The organism is Ruminococcus hominis (assembly GCF_014287355.1).
GTDB lineage: Bacteria > Bacillota > Clostridia > Lachnospirales > Lachnospiraceae > Schaedlerella > Schaedlerella hominis.
The window spans coordinates 1,301,716-1,324,131 of the sequence record NZ_JACOPE010000001.1 but is presented as its reverse complement, the minus strand read 5'-3'; the positions used below and the strand labels follow the sequence as shown (position 1 = coordinate 1,324,131).

Below are 22,416 nucleotides of genomic sequence, written 5' to 3'. Positions count from 1 at the left end.
GCAGTCCTCCTTTTATTTTTCCAATGCTTCATTAATAAAATTCTCTATCATTATTTTTGATTCAGGTGCAACAATAGAATCTATTGCCTTTCCATCCCGATATAAAACCAGCGTAGGAATTATCTCAATCTTTTCAGCTTCTGCAATCTGTGGTTCTTCATCAATATTTACTTTTCCAGCAATAAGAATATCGCTGTATTCTTCACTTATTTTTTCATAAGCCGCTCCAATTCTACGGCAATAACCACACCAAGGTGCCCAGAAATCAACCAAAACCGGTTTTTCTTTATGAATTAATTGTCCAAACTTTTCTTTATTTATATTTATTGATGTCATATTTTTCAACTCCTTCTCCTGTTTGAACTTAATATATCGCATAAAAGATCTTGCTTCTGTGATGATATCACAGAAAAGATAATTTACTTTATTACACTTCTTTTTATTTCTATTTATGGCATATGCCAGTTACATAATTGACGCATCTAAAAAAAGCAAGTATACTATGTTCGTAAAGGAGATAACGGTTATGAACTTCGAAAATTGTTTTCCACTATGGAATGACTTAAACACAACACAGAAAAAAATAATTTCAGACAATTTAATCACACAGTATGTAAAAAAAGGGACAATCATTCACAATGGAAACCTGGATTGCACTGGATTATTACTGGTTAAATCCGGGCAGCTTCGAACCTACATACTTTCAGATGAAGGACGAGAGATTACACTTTACCGTCTGTTCGATATGGATATGTGTCTTTTATCCGCCTCATGTATCATACGCTCCATTCAATTTGAAGTAACCATTGAAGCAGAAAAAGATACTGATCTTTGGATCATCCCTGCTGAAATCTATAAGGGCATTATGAAGGAATCTGCTCCCGTCGCAAACTATACCAATGAGTTAATAGCCACCCGTTTTTCTGATGTCATGTGGCTGATTGAACAAATCATGTGGAAGAGCTTGGATAAGCGTATTGCTTCATTTCTTTTAGAAGAGACCTCTATTGAAGGTGCAAATGAATTGAAAATCACTCACGAAACTATCGCCAATCATCTTGGTTCCCACAGGGAAGTTATCACTCGAATGCTTCGATACTTTCAAGGCGAGGGGCTTGTCAGACTCTCCCGCGGCAAAATCACAATCCTTGATTCGAAAAGACTTGAAACACTACAAAGATCATAAAACTGTTTTTCTATAATATCTAAAAATCCTCCATTTATCAGAATTATGAAAGTCATTCTAATAAATGGGGGATCTTTTTATGCTACAAAAAAATCATAAAAATATTTTTGTTTATTTCTAATAATCCATACCACATGCATATGCCCTTTCGATCAGCGTACGGTCATTAACCACTGCATCATAGAAGCGAAATCCGCCGGAAAAGTTGTATGTTTCATATCCATTTCCCTCCAGAATACGGCTCGCAATATAACTGCGCAGCCCACTCTGGCATATCAGATATACAGGCTTTCCTTTCTCAACTTCATTGATACGTTCCCTCAGTTCATCTACAGGAATATTTTTAAATCCATTAATATGGCCCCTGCTAAATTCACCTACCGTTCTCACATCCAGCAGCACAGCATTTTTATCTTTAGAAATCTTATCCACATCTTCCAAATGCCATTGTTTTAAGGTTCCTTTTGCTATATTGTCTATCATGAATCCGGCCATATTTACAGGATCCTTGGCAGAGGAATAAGGAGGTGCATATGCGAGATCCAAATCTTTCAGCTGGGTTGCCTTCAGCCCTGCATGGATTGCTGTTGCAAGCACATCGATACGTTTATCAACTCCTTCATATCCAATAATCTGAGCACCAAGCAAACGATAAGTCTCTTTTTCAAAAACTACTTTCATGGTCATCACTTTTCCACCAGGATAGTAACCGGCATGACTCATAGGAGAAAGAATTACTGTATCTACCTCTAATCCTAACTTTTTAGCATTGGTTTCATTTATATCTGTAGTGGCTGCTGTCATATCAAACACTTTGATAATGGAGCTTCCCTGACTACCCAAGTAATGACTATCACCACCACAAATATTATCCGCAATGATCCTTCCCTGTTTATTGGCAGGTCCTGCTAAAGAGATTAATGCATCATTGCCAGTAACATAATGTTTTACCTGAACTGCATCACCTGCAGCATAAATGTCTGGTACAGAAGTTTCCATTCTATCATTCACTACAATACTTTCCTTGATGCCAAGTTCCAGACCAGCTTCTTTTGCTAATGTTGTATCTGGTGTAACGCCGATTGCCAGTACTACCATATCAGCATGAAGGGATGGATTATCTTTCAATAGGATCTCTACTCCATTGTCTTTTTCTTTAAATCCTTCCACTGTATAGCCCAGTACCAGTTTTATCCCGTGTTTTCTCATTTCACTATGAATCATGGATGCCATATCTGGATCAAAAGGATTCATCAGCTGCTTAGGCCGCTGGACAATTGTAACATCCATGCCAAGCTCCCTCAAATTTTCTGCCAGTTCCAGACCAATAAAGCCACCACCTGCCAATACAGCCGATTTTGGATGGTTCTTATTTATATATTCCTTTATCCGAAAAGTATCTTCTACTGTACGAAGTGTAAAAAGTTTATCAATGCCTACTCCAGGGAGTCTCGGCTGTGTTGGTTTTGCACCTGGAGAAAGGATTAGTTTATCGTAATTTTTTTCAAATATTTCACCGTTTTCTAAATTCTTCACTGAAACCGTTTTACGTTCCGGATGTATGGAGATAACTTCATGATGAATTTTCATGTTAATACGGAAGCGTTTAAAAAAACTCTCTGGTGTCTGTAGTGTAAGTTCTTCCGGGTCTGTGATCACGTCTCCAATATAATATGGAAGTCCACAATTTGCATAGGATATGTATCCGGATCTTTCAAACACAGTAATTTCAGCATGTTCATTCAGTCTGCGTATTCTTGCTGCAGCTGTAGCTCCTCCGGCTACACCTCCTACAATTATTACCTTCATCTTATTTTTCCACCTTTCCTGAGTAAGCTGCAATGCCACCGATATTATTTACTTTAGAATATCCCATTCGTTGCAGTATCCCAGTTGCCTGGCGGCTTCGTGAACCGGAATAACAGTATACAAACAGTGGGATATCCTTATTCTTCGCTACAGAAGCAATATTGTCAAGTTGCTGCAACGGCACATTTTTACTTTCTGGTATATGTCCTTCCTGATATTCCTGCGGTGTACGTACATCCAGCAGAACTGCATCATCAGTCCTTTTATATTCTTCTATGCCTTGATTAATATTCGACTGTTTAAAGAGATCAAAAAATCCCATTAGCACACCTCCCTAAAGCATTTCTAAAATCGCATTCTTAGGTCTCGCCCCTGAAACCTGCTGTACAATCTTCCCATTCTTCATAACCACTAAAGTCGGAATGCTCATAATACTGAACTTATTTGCCAGTTCAGGCTCTTCATCTACATTAATCTTTCCAACTTTAATATCTCTATGCTCACTTGCAATCTCCTCTACAATAGGTACTACCATGCGGCAAGGCGCACACCAAGATGCCCAAAAATCTAAAAGAACGGGTTTATCGGAATTCAGTACTTCGTTCTGAAAATTATTTTTATTGATATTAATTGCAGTCATTTTATAATCCTCCTTATCATTTCTTTGTGGCTTTATTATAATCTGAATTTTATTTCTTTTCTGTGATGACATCACCATACCACATTGCCTTAACTTCTTGCCATACCATCTACACTTAGTATAACACCTGTAATATAACTCGCTTCATCTGAAGCAAGAAACACAAATGCATTGGCAATATCTTCTGGCTGTCCAAGACGACGCAATGGAATTCTTTCAATCATAGGTTCGATAACTTCCTTTGGCACGGCCTTCATCATATCAGTTTCTGTAATTCCAGGTGCAACAGCATTAACACAAATACCTTTAGGTCCTAGTTCTCTTGCTAATGATACAGTCAATCCGTTTACTGCAAACTTCGATGCCGGATAAGCAAACCCACTTGGCTGTCCCGAAATACTCACCATGGAAGAAGTTGAGAGAATGACCCCCTTGCCTCTTACCACCATACATTCTGCTGCTACACGAGTAGTATTAAATACTCCTTTTACATTTAGATCCATGACTTTATCAAAAGTCTCCTCTGTATAATCCATAAATGAGGTGTTTTCTGAAATCCCTGCATTATTTACCAGTATGTCGACACATCCATATTTTTCAGTTGCCTCTTTAAAAGCCTTTCTAACAGACTCCATGCTTGCCAGATTTGGACTAATTCCAGCAACTATTGCATTGGGATATTTTTCTTTTAATTTATCTACAGCAACGTCTGCCGATTCCTGTGAACTTGCTGCCAACACAACTGAAGCACCTTCCTTCAAGAATTTATCAGCTGTAGCAAATCCTATACCACGGCTTCCACCCGTAATGATTGCAACTTTATCTTTTAATCTCATTTAGACTACCTCCTTACTTTGTTTGTAGTTACATTATAAGCAAAAGGTAAATCATTTTCTGTGATATCATCACAAACTATCGCAATAAAAAACCCTGTTGCTCACACGCACCAGGGTTTTTGTTTATCTATCCGTATTTAAATAATCAGAATTTTATTCAACTTCTGAAAACTGATCTTTTCCAACATTACATAATGGGCATTCAAAATCTTCTGGAACGTCCTCCCACTTTGTTCCTGGTGCAATACCACCTTCAGGATAACCTTCCTCTTCATCATATTCCCATCCGCAAACGTCACATACATATTTCATTAGTTTGTTCCTCCTTATAAATATATTAATACACAGCATATATTACTGTTGTATCTGAATTATTTTGTAATCTTAGCACGAAAGTCAAGTGTTTTTAGCATTTCCAGAGTCCATGAAGATTGCAGTATGCGTATACTTCTTCTACATATTCTCCATCACAGAGGCAGAAATCCGCAATAGGTTCCTGTCCTGGAATCAGCTGTTTTCTATAAATACCCTGATTTGTATTTAGTGTAATCCATTCAATGAAATGATTATCAAGCATTGGATGTTTTGTTTCACCGACCACAACATGTACATGCTGCTTGTCCACTGTATATACAGGTACATGCTTCTCAACAGCAGCATCTGTCACTCCGGCTTTTAATTCCTGCATAGGTTCTCCGCAACAAATTACAGGTACCCCCTTATCCTTTACCTTTTCAACAATGTTTCCACAATGCTTACATATATAATACTTTACTTCCATGCTTTTATCTCCTTCCATGTGTAAAATTTATAATCCAATTGTCTCTATAATCTTTTTCAAAGAATCTGCGGATTCCTTAAGCTTTAACGCTTTCTCTCCACTTAAATTAATAGGTATATCAGACTCAATGCCATCTGCACCTACAATAGCCGGCATACTTAACGATACTCCGTCAATGTCATATACTCCATGAATCATATGAGATACTGGGAGTATTGATTTTTCATCTCTCATAATCACTTCGCAGATTCTTTTTACAGACATTGCGATTCCATAATATGTAGCGTGCCTTTTGTTTATAATCTCATAAGCACTGTTCTTGACTGCTGTAGCTATTTCTGCCGTGTTTTCCTTGTGCTTGTAATGTCCACGCATTTCACACATTTCACTCTCGTAATAATCTCATCCCCTTAATAATTCTCTTCATGTACTTCAAAATAGCTCTGTGGATGATTACATACCGGACATACTTCAGGTGCCTTAGTTCCTACCACAATATGCCCGCAGTTACGGCATTCCCATACTTTAACTTCACTCTTTTCAAAAACTTTAGCAGTTTCAATATTCTTAAGAAGTGCACGATATCTTTCCTCATGGTGCTTCTCAATCTCGCCTACTGCCCTAAATTTTGCTGCAAGCTCAGGGAATCCTTCTTTCTCAGCTGTTTTAGCAAAGCCTTCATACATATCTGTCCACTCATAATTTTCGCCTTCTGCCGCTGCCGCCAGGTTTTCCTTTGTATCACCAATTCCTGCTAATTCCTTGAACCACATCTTTGCATGTTCTTTCTCATTATCTGCGGTTTTTAAAAACAATGCTGACATCTGCTCGTAGCCTTCCTTTTTCGCTACAGAAGCAAAATAGGTATACTTATTTCTTGCCTGCGATTCCCCTGCAAATGCCTCCTGTAAATTTTTCTCAGTCTGTGTTCCTACGTATTTGTTTGCTGCCATTTCTTTTTCCTCCGTTTTCTTTACTATTTTTTCAAAATCTGATGCTGGGTGCTTACATAAAGGACATATAAAATCATCCGGTAATTCTTCTCCTACATATTCATATCCACAAATTCTGCAACGCCATATTGTCTGCCCATCCTCGGTTTTTCCGACTGCCTGTGGCTTAGGTTTAATATTATTCTGGTAATAATCATATGTGACAGAAGGAACATTACTTAAAACTTCCATATCTGTTATCTCACCGATAAACATTGTATGTGATCCTAAGTCCTCCGTTTTATTAACTGTTACAGAAATGTATGCATTTGTATCTTCTGTAATATAATAAATACCATTTGTACCCCTAGCACACTTTTCAAATGCTTCAAATTTATTGGTATCCCTTCCTGATTGGAAGCCAAAATGTTTAAACAATTCAAACCGTGCCTTCTGACTTAAGACTGATACTGTGAATTTTCCAGTTCTCTGAATCATGTCATGCGTGTAATTTGCTTTGTTGACGCAGATACTTAACTGGTTCGGTTCTGAAGCTGCCTGAATGGCTGTATTAATAATACATCCATTGTCTTTTTCATCTTCCCTGGCAGTCAGTACAAACAATCCATAACTCAACTTATACATTGCTTTCCTATCCATTTTTTTCCTCCTTTACCTTCTCCCTGCATTTTGGGCAAATACCTTTAAATGAAATATCATAATCCCAAAATTCGATTCCATGAGTGTTATGAATTCTTTCCAGCAAATCCGGTATTTCATCCATATCCACATCTGAAACTTCACCGCATTTTGTACACCTGACATGGTAATGATTTTTCAATGAAAAATCGAACCTATTCGCTCCATCCGGAACTTCAACCTTCCTTAACGAACCCTCATCTACCAATATATCAAGATTTCTATATACAGTTCCTTTTCCGATTGTAGGATATGCTGCTTTTATATCTTGCGTTCGATTATTTCCAACTCCCGCCGTTTTTTTCTATCAGTTTTTTCTGATTTAACAACTTATCTTCTATCACGTCGATGTCTCTGTTTCCCAAAAACTCTCCAATCTGACCCAATGGCATATCCAAAACGCGCAAGTAACGAATCGTATTTAAAACCTCAAACTGACGTGCACTATAATAGCGATAGCCTGTTTCCGGATCTGTGTATTCTGGTTTCAACAGACCTGCCTGTTCATAATGCTGCAGGCTGCCAACACTGATATGAAACATTTTTGCCACATCACCAATCTGGAATAATTTTTTATTCTCCAAGCTGTTTCTCCTCATGAATTATGTCTGTCATTTTCTGATCAAAACAAGCATCAACCTGTGAAGCGATTTCTCCATCAAGCCATCCTTTTTCTACCATATCATTTAAAATACCGTAAGCTTTTTCATGTGGCATTCCCTGTTTATACGGGCGGCTTTCTGTCAGTGCCTGATAAATATCGACACACGCCATGATGCGTTCCTGTGTGTTTAATTCAGCAGCTGTTTTTCCAAATGGATAGCCTGTCCCGTCCAGTCTTTCATGGTGAAAGGCAGCCCAGTCACGTATCTCTTCAAAATCATCGATTTCTGACAGAATAGAATAAGTATATGCTGCATGGTGTTTCATAACTGCAAACTCATCATCCGTCAGTCTTCCCGGCTTCTCCAGAATTTTGTTACCTATGGCAACCTTTCCAATGTCATGCAGCGCTCCTGCAAGATACATTTTCTGCATTGTCTCCTCATCAAATCCCATAAATCTGGATAATTTCTCAGCATCTGCCGCCACACCTATGGAGTGTGTACTCGTAAATGGTGATTTATAGTCTACGATGCGTGCGAAAAATTTCGCCAGTACTTTAATCTGTTCAAAGCTAAGATCTTGTTTTGTACGCGGCACTCTGTTCCATAAACGAGTCTCCACATCTTTTTCTCCAAGTGACAGAAAATGTTGTTCAGAAAAAGCATGTCTAAATGCTTCTATACATTCTTCATCCGCTATAGAACCTGTGATTTCCTGAAGAAATGCTTCTACATTCTGCCAGGTGCCTGAATCAAAAGAATCACTGCAGCAGACCTGGTCAAGCAGATCACATAGATGGATAATTCGTGCAAAAACCGGTACTTCTGTCCATTTTTTTCCAAAAGGTCCACTTCCATCTGCATTCTCATGATGATACAAAATGACATTCTTTATATCCGTATGGGATGGAATGTCTTTCATGTTCTTCTCACCTGCCGCACAGTGAATTCCCAGCTCCAGTGGAATCGCCGAACCTATTGAACTTGCAATATCATTGTGTAATTCTTCCTGAATATATTGAGTCAGTGCATTATCATGTAACAACGCACCGGCTGTCAGATCCTGCAGACTCTCCCCCTGAATTCCCATCTGTTCTGCCATGCAGACACTCATATATGCAACACGCTTCGCATGCTTATATGTTACATGCACTAACTCTGCTTCCACACAGTCCAATGCATAGGAACACGCTCCCAACAATCCCAAAACATCTAATTTCATACCCTTTTGTCTCCTGTCTGTATCATATATCTGACTGTTATTTTATCACAAAAAATTTATATAAAAAAGGTTTCATTATTATTTATGCAAAAATAACAGGCAAATCTTTATCTGCATAATTATCAAATAAAAGACGGGATTATATATCATATTATTATATTGTAAATAATATAGTAATAATTCTCATTATTACTAAAAGATGCCCATGCTGAGCATCTTTAATCTAAATCATTGTTCTATTTTTCGTTCAAAAACATATTCAGTTTCTGATGATAAATCAGAACGGAATGAATAACCAAATCTGTCGAATTTCTTAATATCCAGCGGATTCTCAATATTATTTTCTGCCATAAATCTGACCATTTCACCACGAGCCATCTTGGCATATGTACCTTTTGTTACCATTTTATCTCCAGAAACTTCACAAAATGTAACCGAAATATATCTGTCCTGTGGTGTCAAATACTTTTCTATACATTTTGAGTATTCTTTTGATGCAAGATTAATGATAATCCTGCTGTCATCTATTACTGATCGGTATAACAAGTCACCCCAGTACTCATACAGATTTTTGGCATCTCCAATCCTGATCTTTGCCTGCATTTCCAAACGATAAGGTGTCACACCATCCATTGGTTTCAGAGCACCATAAAATGCAGACAATATTCTCAAATGATTTTGCACATACTCAAGCTGCATATCTTCAAACACAGATGGTGCCATATATTGAAAAGCAATTCCTTCATATGATAAAACAGCCGGACTGAGCATCTGATAAAGATTCATATTTCTCAATCTATTGAAATTTTGTTCTGCAATCTTGTCATTACATTTCCAAATGCCTTTCAGTTCCTCTTTTGACTTACTTTTCAACCAGCTTTGTATCTCTGTCGTCTTTTCAATAAATTCAGGCAATGCATCCGGTTCAATACTGTCAGTATCTGTAATCATCTTTTTAGCAGGGGATAATATTATCTTCATTAATCTAATTCCTTAAGCATATTTTCAGGATCATCTGCAGCCTTGACTTTATCATTTACCTTTATAATAATCCCTTGTTCATCAATAAGATATGTGGTTCTTACTACTCCCATAGAGACTTTGCCATAATTTTTCTTTTCTTTCCATACATCATAAGCTTCAATAACTTTCCGCTCTGGATCTGCTAAAAGTGTAAATGCCAATCCATATTTTTCCTCAAATCTCTTGTGAGACGCTACAGAATCCTTACTGACTCCAAGAATAACTGCACCTTTTTCGGTAAACTGAGGGTATCTCTCGGAAAAACCACATGCCTGCTTCGTACATCCTGGTGTATTATCCCTTGGATAAAAATACAAAATCACTTTTTTTCCTATATAATCCGATAATCTATGTATTTTCCCATTTTGATCTGGCAACTCAAAATCCGGTGCCTTAACCCCTACTTCCAACATTATTTATCCCTCACTTTCTGTATCTTTCTCTTTATTCGCCTTTTTCTTCCTATTCCCGGTAATCATTTTATGACCTGTATATATCGCCATTACCATACATAACATAGAACTTAAAGCAAAGTATTTGTGACTTGATTTTTGCTTTTTATATCCAGTGTAAAAAGTTCCAAGCATTGTGATCAATGCTCCTACTGACCAATATTTATGCGCTTTCATGTAATTCCTCCATTTTTTCAGTGTATTCAATTCTAATTATACGCTACCATATTCCTATGTCAATTTGATAATAGTGCATTCCTATAAATTTTTCAGAATATCATGGTTAAAACTATGTATTGTTATCCTATTGTCCATAAGTAAATGCAGGAGTCTCTTCCATAATACCTTGTCGTATTGCGTTTTTCTTAGCTACCTCTGTTGCCATTTATGCCACACACACAAAGAAGAGTGTGGCATTTAACCACACTCTTCTGAGAATTACGAATCCACTTTTCGCCTAAATCTTTTTCGCTTTTGCTTTAAAAAGAATGATATATTCTGGTCTTAAAACAGAAAGTCCCTTTCTCCTATTATTTTGGTTCATTATTGCTAGATGGTGATTCTTTTTTAAGTTACTATCAAATCTTATTAGCAGTTCCTTGTTAAATTTCCTACATCTTTCCGCCATAAACAGGGAAGATTCCACTGTCACCATAGCTCTTAATTTTCTTAAAATTTTTTAACAGTTCCATGTCTTCAGCACTAATTTCAAAATCTAGTTCTGCATTACTCTTCATATGTTCAGGATTACCTGTTTTTGGCAGAGAAATGGCACCAAGCTGAAGAGTATATCTAATGCAGAGCTGTGGAACAGTCACACCATATTTCTTTGCAATCGTAGTTATCTCCGGTTGATTTAATATTTCACCATGAGCAATTGGTGAGTATGCTTCTACAACAATATTATTCTTCTGGCAATATTCTACTAACTCCATTGGTGTATTACTGATATGAAGAAGAATCTGATTTACCATTGGCTTAATCTTTGCTGTTTCAAGAAGACTTACAATATCTTCAATCAGAAAATTGGAAATTCCGATTGCCTTAAGTTTTCCTGCCTTATAAGCATCCTCAAGAGCTTTCCATGCTGCTCGATTTCCCTCTACGTATCTGTCTTCGCACTGATTAACCTTTGCCCATGGCTGTGGACTGTGAATAATCATCATATCAAGATAATCCAGTCCCATCTTTTCAAGCGTCTCATTGATTCCTGCCATCGCTTCTTCATATGTCTTATGCTCCGCGGCAACCTTTGATACAACAAACAACTCCTCACGCGGAATACCACAGGTTCTTACTCCTTCACCAACGCCACGCTCATTTCCATATGCCTGTGCAGTGTCAATATGTCTATATCCAATCTCTACTGCTGCTTTTACAGTGTCAGCAGCCTTATCATCATCAATAAACCATGTTCCTAGACCAAGCTGTGGAATTGTCACTCCATTATTCAATACAATACTTCTATCAAACATTTCATCTACCTCCTATTTTAGTTTTCTATATTCTTCATCACTTACCGGTTCAAGCCATTCATTGGAACTATTTTCGCCCGGAACTTCTATTGCCAGATGTGAAAACCATTCATCCGATGCGGCGCCATGCCAGTGTTTCACTTCTGCCGGAATATTGATGCAGTCGCCTGGCTTTATTTCTACAGCATCTTTCCCTTCTTCCTGATAATATCCTCTTCCGGCAACACATACCAGGATCTGTCCTCCCCCACTTTTTGCATGATGAATATGCCAGTTATTTCTGCATCCAGGTTCGAATGTCACATTAAAAATTCCAACCTGAGAAGTGGAGATCGGTGCAAGAAAACTTCTGCCGGAAAAATACTGTGCAAACCCATCATTTGGTGCACCAATCGGAAACATCATTTCTTTTGCATGCGCACGCATCGCTTCCTCTTCGTATGGCAAATCTCCTTCGCCTGCTTCCCACACTTCCTTTGCAAGATTGAAAACAGCCCATGCTTTTGGCCAACCTACATAGAATGCGACATGTGTGATCACTGCAGCAATCTCTTTTTGTGTTACACCATGATTTTTTGCATTTTGAAGATGATATTTTAAAGAAGAATCTGTAATTCCAGAAGCCATCAGCGCAACCACTGTGATGATAGTTCTTGTTTTTACATCAATATCCTGGTTATTCCAGTTTTCGCCAAAAAGCACATCATCATTAAAATGTGCAAACTCCGGTGCGAATTCGCCAAGTGCATTTCTTCCTGCTGTCTGTATTATTTTTCCCATATTATGTATCCCTCCATAGCACTGTTATTTATATAGATTTTACCCAATCACTGATTTCCTGTTTTGTTCCACGATTTAACATGCTGCCTTCTATGATAACTGCATCTGGCGCGGACAGCTGTAATTCCTTTATAGTATTACCGAATCCACTTCCACCGGATGTTGCAAAAAGCACGATCTTTTTACCGCTAAAATCATAAGTTTCCAAAAATGTATTGATGATTGTCGGGGCCACATACCACCAGATTGGAAATCCAAGAAGGATCTCATTATAAGAACTCATATCCATTTCTTTTTTCATAATCTCTGGTCTGTATTTCTTATCACTCATTTCCACACTGCTTCTGGATTTTTTATCCATCCAGTCAAGATCAGCTTTTGTATATGGAATCTTCGGCTCAATCTCAAATAAATCTGCTTTTGCTTCCTCTGCGATCATCTCTGCTACTTTTTTTGTTGTTCCACTTGCACTGAAAAATGCGACTAATTTTTTACACATAATACAAAACCTCTTTCCTTACGTATTTTTTCACAGAAAAAATAGATGTATAAGATTTACATTCATCTTACACATCTATTTTAAGCTCTATCACTTCATTATGTCTAATGCTTATATTGAATTTTGTTTTATGCCTGAAAAGCATTTATTTCTTCTATCATTTTACGGATTGCCAGCGAATATGGGATATTTCGTCTCCAGGCAATCACAGTGCTTGTCGTGATTTCAGGAGAAATTCTTCGCTGTACAAGAATATCCTCACGCCAATACTTTGCAGCACCTTCGATTGATATTGGATACCCCAGTCCATTTGCCGCCATGACTCCGGCATTTGTTCCAAGATTACTTGTAAAAGCAATCTGAAGTTTTGAAAAGTCTTTTCCAAACCAGTTGGCAAGTTCGCTTTGAATGTTCATTCTTTCCGGCAGGATCAATGGTTTTCCAATAAGATCTTCCTTTTTTATAAACTTTTTTCCTGCCAGCGGATCATCCGGCCGCATTCCGACACACCAGTGATCACAATCCGAAATCCGAATATAATCCATTCCTTCAGTGTCCACCGGTTCCAGAAATAACGCAATATCTACAAGACCTTTATTCATCATCTCATACACCGTATCTGCTGTTGCAGTATGAAGCGCAATCTGAACCAGTGGGTATTTTTCTTTATATGTTTTGCATATTTTCGCCAATGTTTCTACTGCCGCAAATTCACCACATCCAATGGTTATACTTCCCTCTACAACCTCTTCTTTTCCTTTCAGTTCCTCAAGCGTCCTTTCCTCAAGATTGAGGATCTCCAAGGCACGCCTTTTTAATAGAATTCCCTCATCAGTAAGTGATATTTTCTTCCCGTTTCGAATAAATAATGTTATTCCCAGGTCCTCTTCAAATGCCGCCATTTGTCTGGATAGCGTTGGCTGGGTAATATGCAATTGTTCTGCTGCTTTTGTAAAGCTCTGTTCTTTTGCTACTGTTAAAAAATAGCGTAATAATCTTAATTCCATATCTTTATATTCCTGCACTTTTTTGTTGTATTCATTCTATTCAGAATATAACGACGTACTTTTGGATCGATCTGCCATCCCCAGTCGCTTAGATTAACTGTTCCTTAAGGGTCTATATCATTTACAACCAATATTATAAGGCTTTATATATTTTTACAGTTTCATAGCACTGCGGATGCAGTTCTCAATAAATTCTTCTCCCAAATCTGTATTCAGGCTAAGATCAAAGTTTCCGGCTGCACCCCACATACGGCGGGTGTAATAGCGGTAGTTATCTGCACGGAGTTTTTCATTTTTCTGAACCGTAGCTTTTGCTTCTCCTTCGGAGATATTCTGTCTCTGTGCCACTCTTCTAATTCTGCTCGCAAGAGGCGCTGAAAAAAATACTTTCAGGCAATTTTCAGAATTTCTGAGAACGTAATCTGCACAACGGCCTACTATCACGCAGTTGCCTTTTTTCGCAAGATTGCGTACAACCTGACATTCTGCCTCGAAAATTTTATCCTTCGGCGCTTCATCCTGCCTATCTGTATTCAAGTACATCTGATTGACCAGATCATAGAGAAGACTATTTGTCATGATTTCCTCGTTTTTCTTAACGAATTCCGGTGTGTATCCGGTGGTTCCTGCTGTCATCTGGATAATCTCAGCATCATAAAAATCATATCCCAATTTTTCTGCAAGAACCTTGCCAATATCATGGCCACCACTTCCAAATTGTCTTCCAATGGCGATAACATTTTTTCCATAGATTCCTGCTGTCTGTTCTTTTGCTTCGTTCTCGCTTTCTGCAGATACACTTTCCGGGAAAATCATATCTTTCAGGAATGCAAGTTTCTTACCGATGAGTCTGGCGATAAAGCCTACCAGAAGGGCAGCAATAACGGTACCTTCTCTTACACCAGCCAGTCTTCCTGCAAATACGAAAGAAAGTACAGCAGCAATCACTGACATGGATACATCAAAACAAATCTTGGTTGTTCCGAAATTTGTTTTCCATATAAGAACAATAGCACGGACAAAAGATTCTCCTGGAAGCATGACAACGTCTGCCAAGACCTCCATATATACACCTACGCCAAGAATCAGACATCCGATAAGAAGATATACAATCTTCATGAGGTACTCTTCCGGATTGACCCAGGACAAAAGAATCATGGCAAAATCAATAAAATATCCAAATATGATGGATACCGGAATCTGAAGGATGTGTTCCAATTTAAAGTTCTTTCTCAAAATAATCAGCTGCAGTACGATCAGAAATATACTGAAAAAGATGGTAAAATTTCCAAGTGTAAATGGAAAATTAAGACTTAATACGTAAGGAATTGATGAAATCGGGGATGTTCCTAGGTTTGCCTTTGTGACCAGACTGACTCCCAGGGAGTTTACAAACAATCCCACCAGAAATATTAAATATCGTTTTAGTGTCTCCATTCTTTTTTATTTTCTCCTCATTTCATAGTTTTTTATCGTCAGCTCATTTCATATCTGCAAGATTTCGGTAGATCCGGCAAAAAATTTCCATAAACAGCTTCTGCTCTTCTTCGGAAATACCATTTAATGCAGTTTTTTCTATTTTTTTAAAAGCCTCCTCCACAAGCTTCTGATTTTTCTTTCCGGTTTCTGTCATAAAAATATGAAAAGTACGACGGTTTCCATTGAGCATTTTTCTTTCAATCAGGTCTTTTTCTTCCATACGGTTCAAAATGGACGTTAAAGATCCTGCCTCGATGAGACATCCTGCCGCAATCTCTTTCTGGCTGACACCATCGTGATCTTTCAGGTAATCCAATACTTTGGGCTGTCCCAAGGTAAGTCCTGTATCTTTCAGCTGTTCCATTAGTTTTTTCTGGATGGTCATATGGTTTATCATAGACATGTAGTGAAAAGAATCATCCATTTATTATTCATCTCCTTCTTTTATTATATAATGCTTATAATTCAAACAATTATAATTCGAATATTTAGAATTATAACTATATTTGTAGTGTATGTCAATAACTTTTTCCTCTTCTATTCGTTTGCAAAAAAAAGCCATAAGATTTTCTTTTCAAAATCTTACAGCTTTTCTATCATGTTGCATCCAGTTCCAAAACAAAGCGGATTGTGCCTGGTTACCCTGCTATCGATTGACAAAAATACTTTCTTACCATCAGCGGTCTGATGGAACTTCATATAGTCACCAAGCCAGCTCTCTAGCCAACGTTTTTCGTCGCGATAAGACCTGACTCTTTATTTTGTATAAACTGTATTCCCTTTTGCAATTACTTCAACAAGCTGAAGTTCTTGGTCAAGAATACAAAGATCAGCATCATAGCCTTCTTCAATCTTACCTTTTCCTTTAAGACGAAGAATATCTGCTGGATTTGATGTAATTGTAGAAATAGCTATTTCTAAAGGAATTTCTGTTTTAAATACACATTCCTTTACTTCCTTCAGAAGGCAGCTGGACTGTCCAACGCCCATTCCAAGGAATTCGCCATCACTACTGTACATAGGAAGGCTTCCCTGTCCATCAGAAGAAATTGTCATGCGGTCAGGATTTACACCTGCATCTAACATCCGTTTGATGCCATTGCATACACGTACCTCATCACAGATAGTTTCCCAATAATCAATATCTTCATTTCCGGTAAAGTCTACTGCTCCGCCTTTTAGTGCATACTCAATCGACTTGCCAAAAAGCATCTCATTTCGATTAATATGTGTTGGCAGGATTTGAGAAGCCGGTATCTCTGTCTCATCTACTACTCGCTCAATAAGATCTAAGCATCTCGGACTGTCGCCAAGATGAACATTTACAATACCAGCTTTCCCGGAAAGAACACCACCAAGTCTCGTATCCGCAACAACACGTGTAAATTCCTCAAAAGTCGGCTGTGAAGAACGATGATCAGAGATCGCGATTTCTCCGGTTCCAATAATTTCCTGAATCATCATAATGTCTTTTACAATACTGTCAGTCAACGTACGAACCGGAATCTGATAACTGCCTGTATAACAGTATGCAGACATTCCCTGCTCATTCAATCCTTTTGTCTTTGCAACCAGTGCGCACATATCACGGCCGATTCCATCTGTTCCAAGACAGCCAACAACTGTTGTTACTCCAAACTTCGTAATTCCTTCCATAGTTGCTTCCGGAGTACGATTGGCGAATCCGCCTTCGCCACCGCCTCCGAGTACATGAACATGACTATCAATGAATCCTGGAGTTAAAAGCAACCCCTCTCCATTGATTATTTCTGCCTCAGAAAGAAATCCGTCTGCGGATATAGAACCTGCATCTTTAATCTTGACAATCTTATCATTGATTGTAAGTACATCTTTTTTCCCCAGATGCTTTGGGGCATAAACATCAATATTCTGAATTAATTTCATCATAAATCACTCCCAATTACCAAATGCATATTTTAGAATCCAATTCCAACTGCAATAAGAATTGTAATGATTGCACCTATCATTAAGACGCCAAGGAATTTCCACATGAATTTAACCCAGTTAGACCACTCAATCTTTGCAATCGCAAGAGATCCAATCAGACATCCGGATGTAGGAACGATCAGGTTTGTAAATGCATCACCAAGCTGGAATGCAACTACCGCTGTCTGACGTGAAACACCTAACAGATCTGACAATGGAGCCATGATTGGCATTGTGATCGCAGCCTGTCCTGTTCCGGATACAACAAAGAAATTGAATATGGACTGGAACAGATACATAAGTACTGCTGCAACTGCTCCGGAAACTCCAGACAGTGCATTTGAAATATTATACATAATTGTATTGATAACTGTAGGTGTTGTCGGATCAGATCCACCAAGAACCTGCATGATACCCTGAGCCATAGCAACAACAAGTGCTGCACCGATCAGGTCTTTTGCTCCATCTTTGAAAGAAGTTGCAATATCATTCAATCTCATATCGTTCAGCTTAAAGATAACTCCAATCACACCAGAAACAATTCCCATAATGAAGAACTGTGTAGCAATCTCTGGCATATAGTATCCTTGAGTCATAACTCCCCAAATTACCCATACTACTGTAGCAGCCAGTGTCAAAAGAACTAAAATGTGTCCAACACCAAATGAATGTCCTTCGTCAATTCCTGTTTTTTCATTCTGCTCACGGAAATATGAATCCGTCTTATATGCGATTGAGATCGTCGGAGTCTTTTTGATCTTTGATGCATAGAACATAGTCATTCCACAGCCAAGTGCTGTAAATACTACCCACATTACCATACGGAATCCTGCCCCGGAGAATACATCAATACCTGCAATACCCTGTGCAATACCTACCGAGAATGGATTCATCCAAGATGAACCGAAACCAATCTGTGTTGCAACATAGGTAACAAGAACTGCGATAACTGAATCATATCCAACTGCTACAAATAATGGACAAAGAATCATAGTAAACGGAAGTGCTTCTTCTCCCATCCCGAAAACTGCTCCCCCAAGAGAAAACAGTACGAAAAGTACTGGAATCAGCAGTTTCTCGGCTCCCTTTGCCTTACGGATCAATCCGATCAGTCCGGATTCAATTGCACCGGTACGTATCATGATACCAAATGCACCACCTACAACCATAAGGAATGCGATAATCTCGATTGCAGAACTGCTTACGATTCCGTTATACATATAATTAAAGAATCCTGTTCCGCCATCTCCGCTAAAAAGTGCTACTCCTTCCGTTACTACGTTCCCTGCATCGTCTGTCAGATACTGGAAACTTCCGTCTTTGATTACTGTACGGGTTTTCTCAACACCATTGATCATGTACGAAATATCCTGTGTTTCGTAAAATCCCTTTGGTACAAGGAAAGTCAGAAGTGCTGCGACAACAACTACCAGAAAAATAATAATGTAGGTGTCAGGCACTTGAAATCCCTTGTTAAAAGACTTTAACCCTTTTCCTTCTTTTTTGCTCATTTTTGAGTCTCCTCCCATTTTTGATATGCTATATCAGTGTACCATAGAATACTCAAAATCTAACTAAAAATTTACATATTTCATCAATTTTATGTTATTTTCTTGTATTTTTATACACCTAAAGGTGGGATTTGGCTCTATAAAGCGTTTTACTCTTTCGGATTATCTCCATCCCGATAAGGCACTGTTGCCGCCGGAACAACCGCCGAAGCTGGCTCTGTATGTATATCCTGATCATCAAAAAAGATATGTGCCCCAAATGCTGCAAGCACTTCTGTCTTGCTGACCCCACCAAGGAAAAATGCTTCATTAATGGATACACCCCAATTGCGAAGTGTTTTCACTGCACGTTCATGCGCAGGAGCATTTCTTGATGTGACAAGTGCTGTTCGGATCGGCTGAATATCTTTTTCTTTAAACATCTGCTGCACATAAGACAGTTTTGTCAGGAAGTTAGCAAAAGGACCTTTCGCCATCGGCGTGTTCGCATTTGCTTTCTCATGCTCTTCAAATGCCTGTATTCCATTCTTCTGGAAAATCTTTTCAGATTCAGCAGAAAATAGTACTGCATCTCCATCAAAAGCAATACGGATCTGATCAATCTTTTGCTTCGGATCAGCATGTGCTTCACCCGTAAGAATACGACCTGCAGCAATCCCATCATTGATTGCCGACTGTACATCATCTGAATTCGCCGACAAAAACAAGTCTGTCTTAAAAGCCTTTAAATAAGGAGCTATTTCTGCACCGCTTGTCAACGCAGCTCTCGTAATATCCAAGCCATAATGCTGTATAGAATTAAAAATACGAAGACATGTATTGGCATTATTTCGAGACATAATAATCACTTCCACCAGTCTTCCAAATTCTGTATTATTCAGCTCTAAAAATGCTTTGATCAATTGAAATGCTGCACCCTTTTGAAGAATCTCATTCTCATGTGCTACCTGATAAGCTTCATATGCTTCAACACCTTGTTCTTCGAATATTTTATTCTCCTGCTCAAGATTAAATAAAGCTCTTGAACTAATCCCTATTACAAGAGGTTTTGATAAATCATACGGCATTTTAATAACCTCCGTTCATGAAAAGAATCGTATATCAATCACAACTTTCTTACATTATACGTTTCCACCTTACGAGTTACAAGTAAAAATATACAAGAAAAGATTATGTTTTTATAAATTCTTACTGTAATATCAACAAATTTCCAATCTATTTTTTGAATTCCACTGCATGTTTTCTTTTCCACAACGGAAATAAATTACGCTGACATACATAATTCTTTCGTTCATCTATCGCAATCGCTTGAAAGAAGGTCTTCCACATATCTGTATACTCATCCTCGTAATCTTCTGTCTTTCTCAATGTCTGAAATTCTTCATCTGTCAGATATCGCAGGTAGTTCTCTCCGTCTTTTGAATGAACACAGGCCGTTTTGCGATTATCGTCTATAATCATCCAATGCTCTGAAGGCATACGATTTGCAAAATGTCTGCCTACCAGCATAATGACATCACTTTTCGGCTCTAGATGACTGACATAAACATTGCTTGAGTTCAACCGCTCAAATCGTGCAAACTCTCTAAAATGATGGCTCTCATTGGACACTTTACGACGCAATTCCAGTATCCGCATCACATACGGATTCGCATATTGCTGTAGTACACTCTCTCCAGTTTTGAATCCGACACGAAGGAAATTATAAATTGCCTGCAGTGCATCTTCCTCAACAGACAAAGTCGCCAGATAGATATTCAGATATGCCTCATCCGAAATCTCTCTCCGAATCGAACGAATTACCTTTTCTGCTTTGGAAAGATCTTGGTCTATATGAATATATTCATCAAATATCGTTTGTTGAAATACTGGTTCTTTCTTTAATTGTATTTGGTCATGGCCAATCCGCAAGGCTTCAGACCAAGCATCATAGATACAGGTCATGATATCTTCCAAACGGTCTTTACAAGTAAAAATCTTCATTAGCATACTCCAAAATCTGTCAACGTCATCTGAGTAAACGACTCATTCACATGTTGTGTGTTCCATATATCCTTCTTGTCTACATTAATTAGTTGACGCGTAATATAAGATGCCTCAATAGGAGTATGATACAACTGTTTCCCACCACACGTGATGAAATAATGTGCACGCTTTAATACTACTCCCATCTTCTTTAGACTATCATAATCAAGTCTGCCATAGCGCCTTGCATAGGTGATACGACTCGCTGATTTAGGCCCGATTCCCGGAACACGAAGCAGTGTAGCATAATTTGCTTTTTCTACTTCTACCGGAAACTGCTCTAAATGGCGCAATGCCCAATCGCACTTCGGATCAATCATTTCATTGAAATTCGGCTGCTCTAAAGACAATAATTCTCCTGCCTGAAACCCATAAAATCGAAGCAGCCAATCAGCCTGATATAATCTGTGCTCACGTAAAAGCGGTGGTGGCGTTCCGATCTCCGGCAATACCTTGTCTTCGTTCAAAGGAATGTATGCTGAATAAAAGACACGTTTCAAATCAAACCCCTGATACAATGCCTGAGTCGTCTGCAACAACGTATAGTCACTCTCACCTGTCGCACCAATGATCATCTGCGTGCTCTGTCCGGCTGGAGCGAAACTGCGCTTCAATTGCGACATGTCACGCGGTGCCAATTGATTCGCATTCTCCCATGTCAGTGCATGATCCAGTGAGGTATATCTTTTATAAGACTCTAATCGATTCATCTGAGAATCTTGAGAAATTGCTGTATCATTCTTCTGAGCATTCAAGCACTCAGAAAAATGCTTTTTCGAAGCATTAGAAAAAATACCTGCATTCAAAAACTTATTCCCACCACTTCGCTCCATATAAGCTGACTTTCCAATTGCCATTCTATGAGATGCAATCGTACTCTGCACCTTCCCCATAGGATTCAGAATGTTCTTCATGGTCTTATTCGGAGCCAACATATGCAATCCTTCTTCCGTTGGTAATTCAAGATTGACACTAATACGATCTGCAAGATAACCTGCTGCTGCAAGTAACTCGTCCGAAGCTCCCGGAATCGTCTTGATATGAATATAACCATTGAAATGATATTTCGTCCGAAGCAACAATAACGTCTCGCACATCTTCTCCATCGTATAAGTCGGATTCTTTAAGATTCCGGAACTTAAAAACAGACCCTCGATATAATTACGCTTATAAAACTCTACTGTTAAGTCACAGATTTCTTCCGGAGTAAAAGTAGCCCGCTTTACATCATTGCTCTTGCGATTAATACAATACTTGCAATCATAAGCACAATGGTTCGTCATTAAAATCTTAAGCAAGGAGATACATCTGCCATCTGCCGCAAAACTATGACAAATGCCGCATGCCTCTGCATTGCCGAGCTCTCCTTTCTTTCCCCGCCGGCTTGACCCGCTTGATGTACATGCCACATCATATTTTGCTGCGTCAGCAAGAATCTGCAGCTTTTCTTGTGTTGTATAATTACTATTCCTAATATCTGTATTCATATTTTCATTATACAAACATTC

Annotated in this window: 27 protein-coding genes and 1 pseudogene; 1 reads left to right on the top strand and 27 read right to left on the bottom strand. The window is 38.4% G+C overall.

Annotation, left to right across the window (positions count from 1 at the left end; all coding sequences use genetic code 11):
- Positions 1-12 precede the first annotated feature (12 nt).
- The gene (locus H8S40_RS05790; protein WP_005330449.1) at positions 13-336 is read right to left on the bottom strand and encodes a thioredoxin family protein; all 324 of its coding nucleotides are present in this window, start codon (positions 334-336) and stop codon (positions 13-15) included.
- Positions 337-451: 115 nt separating this feature from the next.
- Between H8S40_RS05790 and H8S40_RS05785 the strand changes: the two genes are divergently transcribed.
- Positions 452-1,186, top strand: coding sequence for a Crp/Fnr family transcriptional regulator (locus H8S40_RS05785; protein WP_366482298.1), 735 nt, complete (start codon positions 452-454; stop codon positions 1,184-1,186).
- Positions 1,187-1,303: 117 nt separating this feature from the next.
- On the opposite strand, the gene H8S40_RS05780 is transcribed toward H8S40_RS05785, so the two are convergent.
- The 26 genes and pseudogenes from H8S40_RS05780 to H8S40_RS05660 all read right to left on the bottom strand — a co-directional run bounded on the left by H8S40_RS05780 (position 1,304) and on the right by H8S40_RS05660 (position 22,395).
- The gene (locus tag H8S40_RS05780; protein ID WP_186864822.1) at positions 1,304-2,995 is read right to left on the bottom strand and encodes an FAD-dependent oxidoreductase; all 1,692 of its coding nucleotides are present in this window, start codon (positions 2,993-2,995) and stop codon (positions 1,304-1,306) included.
- Between the two features lies 1 nt (position 2,996).
- On the bottom strand, positions 2,997-3,317 hold the full coding sequence (locus H8S40_RS05775) for a rhodanese-like domain-containing protein (RefSeq protein WP_005421613.1): 321 nt from the start codon (positions 3,315-3,317) through the stop codon (positions 2,997-2,999).
- Between the two features lie 12 nt (positions 3,318-3,329).
- On the bottom strand, positions 3,330-3,635 hold the full coding sequence (gene trxA / locus H8S40_RS05770) for a thioredoxin (protein ID WP_186864821.1): 306 nt from the start codon (positions 3,633-3,635) through the stop codon (positions 3,330-3,332).
- 89 nt (positions 3,636-3,724) lie between these two features.
- Complete coding sequence (locus H8S40_RS05765; RefSeq protein ID WP_186864820.1) at positions 3,725-4,471, bottom strand: SDR family NAD(P)-dependent oxidoreductase; 747 nt, start codon at positions 4,469-4,471, stop codon at positions 3,725-3,727.
- Between the two features lie 153 nt (positions 4,472-4,624).
- On the bottom strand, positions 4,625-4,783 hold the full coding sequence (locus H8S40_RS05760) for a rubredoxin (protein ID WP_005339874.1): 159 nt from the start codon (positions 4,781-4,783) through the stop codon (positions 4,625-4,627).
- 94 nt (positions 4,784-4,877) lie between these two features.
- A complete protein-coding gene (locus H8S40_RS05755; RefSeq protein ID WP_186864819.1) occupies positions 4,878-5,252 on the bottom strand; it encodes a desulfoferrodoxin family protein in 375 nt (124 codons plus the stop codon).
- A 27-nt stretch (positions 5,253-5,279) separates the two neighbouring features.
- Positions 5,280-5,636 carry a Rossmann-fold NAD(P)-binding domain-containing protein gene (locus H8S40_RS05750; protein ID WP_330638824.1) on the bottom strand — a complete coding sequence of 119 codons (357 nt, stop codon included), beginning with the start codon at positions 5,634-5,636 and terminating at the stop codon, positions 5,280-5,282.
- 26 nt (positions 5,637-5,662) lie between these two features.
- A complete protein-coding gene (rbr, locus tag H8S40_RS16530; RefSeq protein ID WP_240577012.1) occupies positions 5,663-6,205 on the bottom strand; it encodes a rubrerythrin in 543 nt (180 codons plus the stop codon).
- Between the two features lie 42 nt (positions 6,206-6,247).
- Positions 6,248-6,829: pseudogene (locus H8S40_RS16525) on the bottom strand (flavin reductase family protein); the annotation flags it as partial.
- 7 nt (positions 6,830-6,836) lie between these two features.
- The gene (locus H8S40_RS05740; protein ID WP_186865626.1) at positions 6,837-7,148 is read right to left on the bottom strand and encodes a Fur family transcriptional regulator; all 312 of its coding nucleotides are present in this window, start codon (positions 7,146-7,148) and stop codon (positions 6,837-6,839) included.
- Positions 7,149-7,161: 13 nt separating this feature from the next.
- Positions 7,162-7,467: a MerR family transcriptional regulator gene (locus H8S40_RS05735; protein WP_240576926.1), complete on the bottom strand. Its 306-nt coding sequence runs from the start codon at positions 7,465-7,467 to the stop codon at positions 7,162-7,164.
- Positions 7,457-8,710 (bottom strand): HD-GYP domain-containing protein, encoded by a 1,254-nt coding sequence (locus H8S40_RS05730; RefSeq protein ID WP_118724716.1) that lies wholly within the window; start codon positions 8,708-8,710, stop codon positions 7,457-7,459. The genes H8S40_RS05735 and H8S40_RS05730 overlap by 11 nt, the downstream gene beginning before the upstream one ends.
- Positions 8,711-8,938: 228 nt before the next feature.
- Complete coding sequence (yaaA, locus tag H8S40_RS05725) at positions 8,939-9,691, bottom strand: peroxide stress protein YaaA (RefSeq protein ID WP_186864818.1); 753 nt, start codon at positions 9,689-9,691, stop codon at positions 8,939-8,941.
- Entirely contained in the window at positions 9,691-10,146 is a 456-nt protein-coding gene (bcp, locus tag H8S40_RS05720) for a thioredoxin-dependent thiol peroxidase (protein ID WP_118724714.1), read from the bottom strand. The genes yaaA and bcp overlap by 1 nt, the downstream gene beginning before the upstream one ends.
- A gap of 3 nt (positions 10,147-10,149) precedes the next feature.
- Positions 10,150-10,362, bottom strand: a complete 213-nt coding sequence (locus H8S40_RS05715; protein WP_118724713.1) for a DUF6219 family protein — start codon at positions 10,360-10,362, stop codon at positions 10,150-10,152.
- Positions 10,363-10,796: 434 nt separating this feature from the next.
- On the bottom strand, positions 10,797-11,660 hold the full coding sequence (locus H8S40_RS05710; protein ID WP_118724712.1) for an aldo/keto reductase: 864 nt from the start codon (positions 11,658-11,660) through the stop codon (positions 10,797-10,799).
- A gap of 12 nt (positions 11,661-11,672) precedes the next feature.
- Positions 11,673-12,440: a carboxymuconolactone decarboxylase family protein gene (locus H8S40_RS05705; protein ID WP_118737045.1), complete on the bottom strand. Its 768-nt coding sequence runs from the start codon at positions 12,438-12,440 to the stop codon at positions 11,673-11,675.
- A gap of 28 nt (positions 12,441-12,468) precedes the next feature.
- Complete coding sequence (locus H8S40_RS05700; RefSeq protein WP_118737046.1) at positions 12,469-12,939, bottom strand: flavodoxin; 471 nt, start codon at positions 12,937-12,939, stop codon at positions 12,469-12,471.
- Between the two features lie 128 nt (positions 12,940-13,067).
- The gene (locus H8S40_RS05695) at positions 13,068-13,946 is read right to left on the bottom strand and encodes a LysR family transcriptional regulator (protein WP_186864817.1); all 879 of its coding nucleotides are present in this window, start codon (positions 13,944-13,946) and stop codon (positions 13,068-13,070) included.
- 153 nt (positions 13,947-14,099) lie between these two features.
- Positions 14,100-15,383: a cytidylate kinase family protein gene (locus H8S40_RS05690; RefSeq protein WP_186864816.1), complete on the bottom strand. Its 1,284-nt coding sequence runs from the start codon at positions 15,381-15,383 to the stop codon at positions 14,100-14,102.
- 43 nt (positions 15,384-15,426) lie between these two features.
- Positions 15,427-15,849, bottom strand: coding sequence for a MarR family winged helix-turn-helix transcriptional regulator (locus H8S40_RS05685; RefSeq protein ID WP_186864815.1), 423 nt, complete (start codon positions 15,847-15,849; stop codon positions 15,427-15,429).
- A 332-nt stretch (positions 15,850-16,181) separates the two neighbouring features.
- On the bottom strand, positions 16,182-17,330 hold the full coding sequence (gene iadA, locus H8S40_RS05680; protein ID WP_186865625.1) for a beta-aspartyl-peptidase: 1,149 nt from the start codon (positions 17,328-17,330) through the stop codon (positions 16,182-16,184).
- Positions 17,331-17,362: 32 nt separating this feature from the next.
- Entirely contained in the window at positions 17,363-18,883 is a 1,521-nt protein-coding gene (gene yfcC, locus H8S40_RS05675) for a putative basic amino acid antiporter YfcC (protein ID WP_186864814.1), read from the bottom strand.
- A 149-nt stretch (positions 18,884-19,032) separates the two neighbouring features.
- Positions 19,033-19,950, bottom strand: a complete 918-nt coding sequence (locus H8S40_RS05670) for a 5'-nucleotidase (RefSeq protein WP_186864813.1) — start codon at positions 19,948-19,950, stop codon at positions 19,033-19,035.
- A 148-nt stretch (positions 19,951-20,098) separates the two neighbouring features.
- Positions 20,099-20,866 carry a TIGR03915 family putative DNA repair protein gene (locus H8S40_RS05665; RefSeq protein WP_186864812.1) on the bottom strand — a complete coding sequence of 256 codons (768 nt, stop codon included), beginning with the start codon at positions 20,864-20,866 and terminating at the stop codon, positions 20,099-20,101.
- Complete coding sequence (locus tag H8S40_RS05660; RefSeq protein WP_186864811.1) at positions 20,866-22,395, bottom strand: putative DNA modification/repair radical SAM protein; 1,530 nt, start codon at positions 22,393-22,395, stop codon at positions 20,866-20,868. Before H8S40_RS05660 ends, H8S40_RS05665 begins: the two co-directional genes overlap by 1 nt.
- Positions 22,396-22,416: the final 21 nt, after the last annotated feature.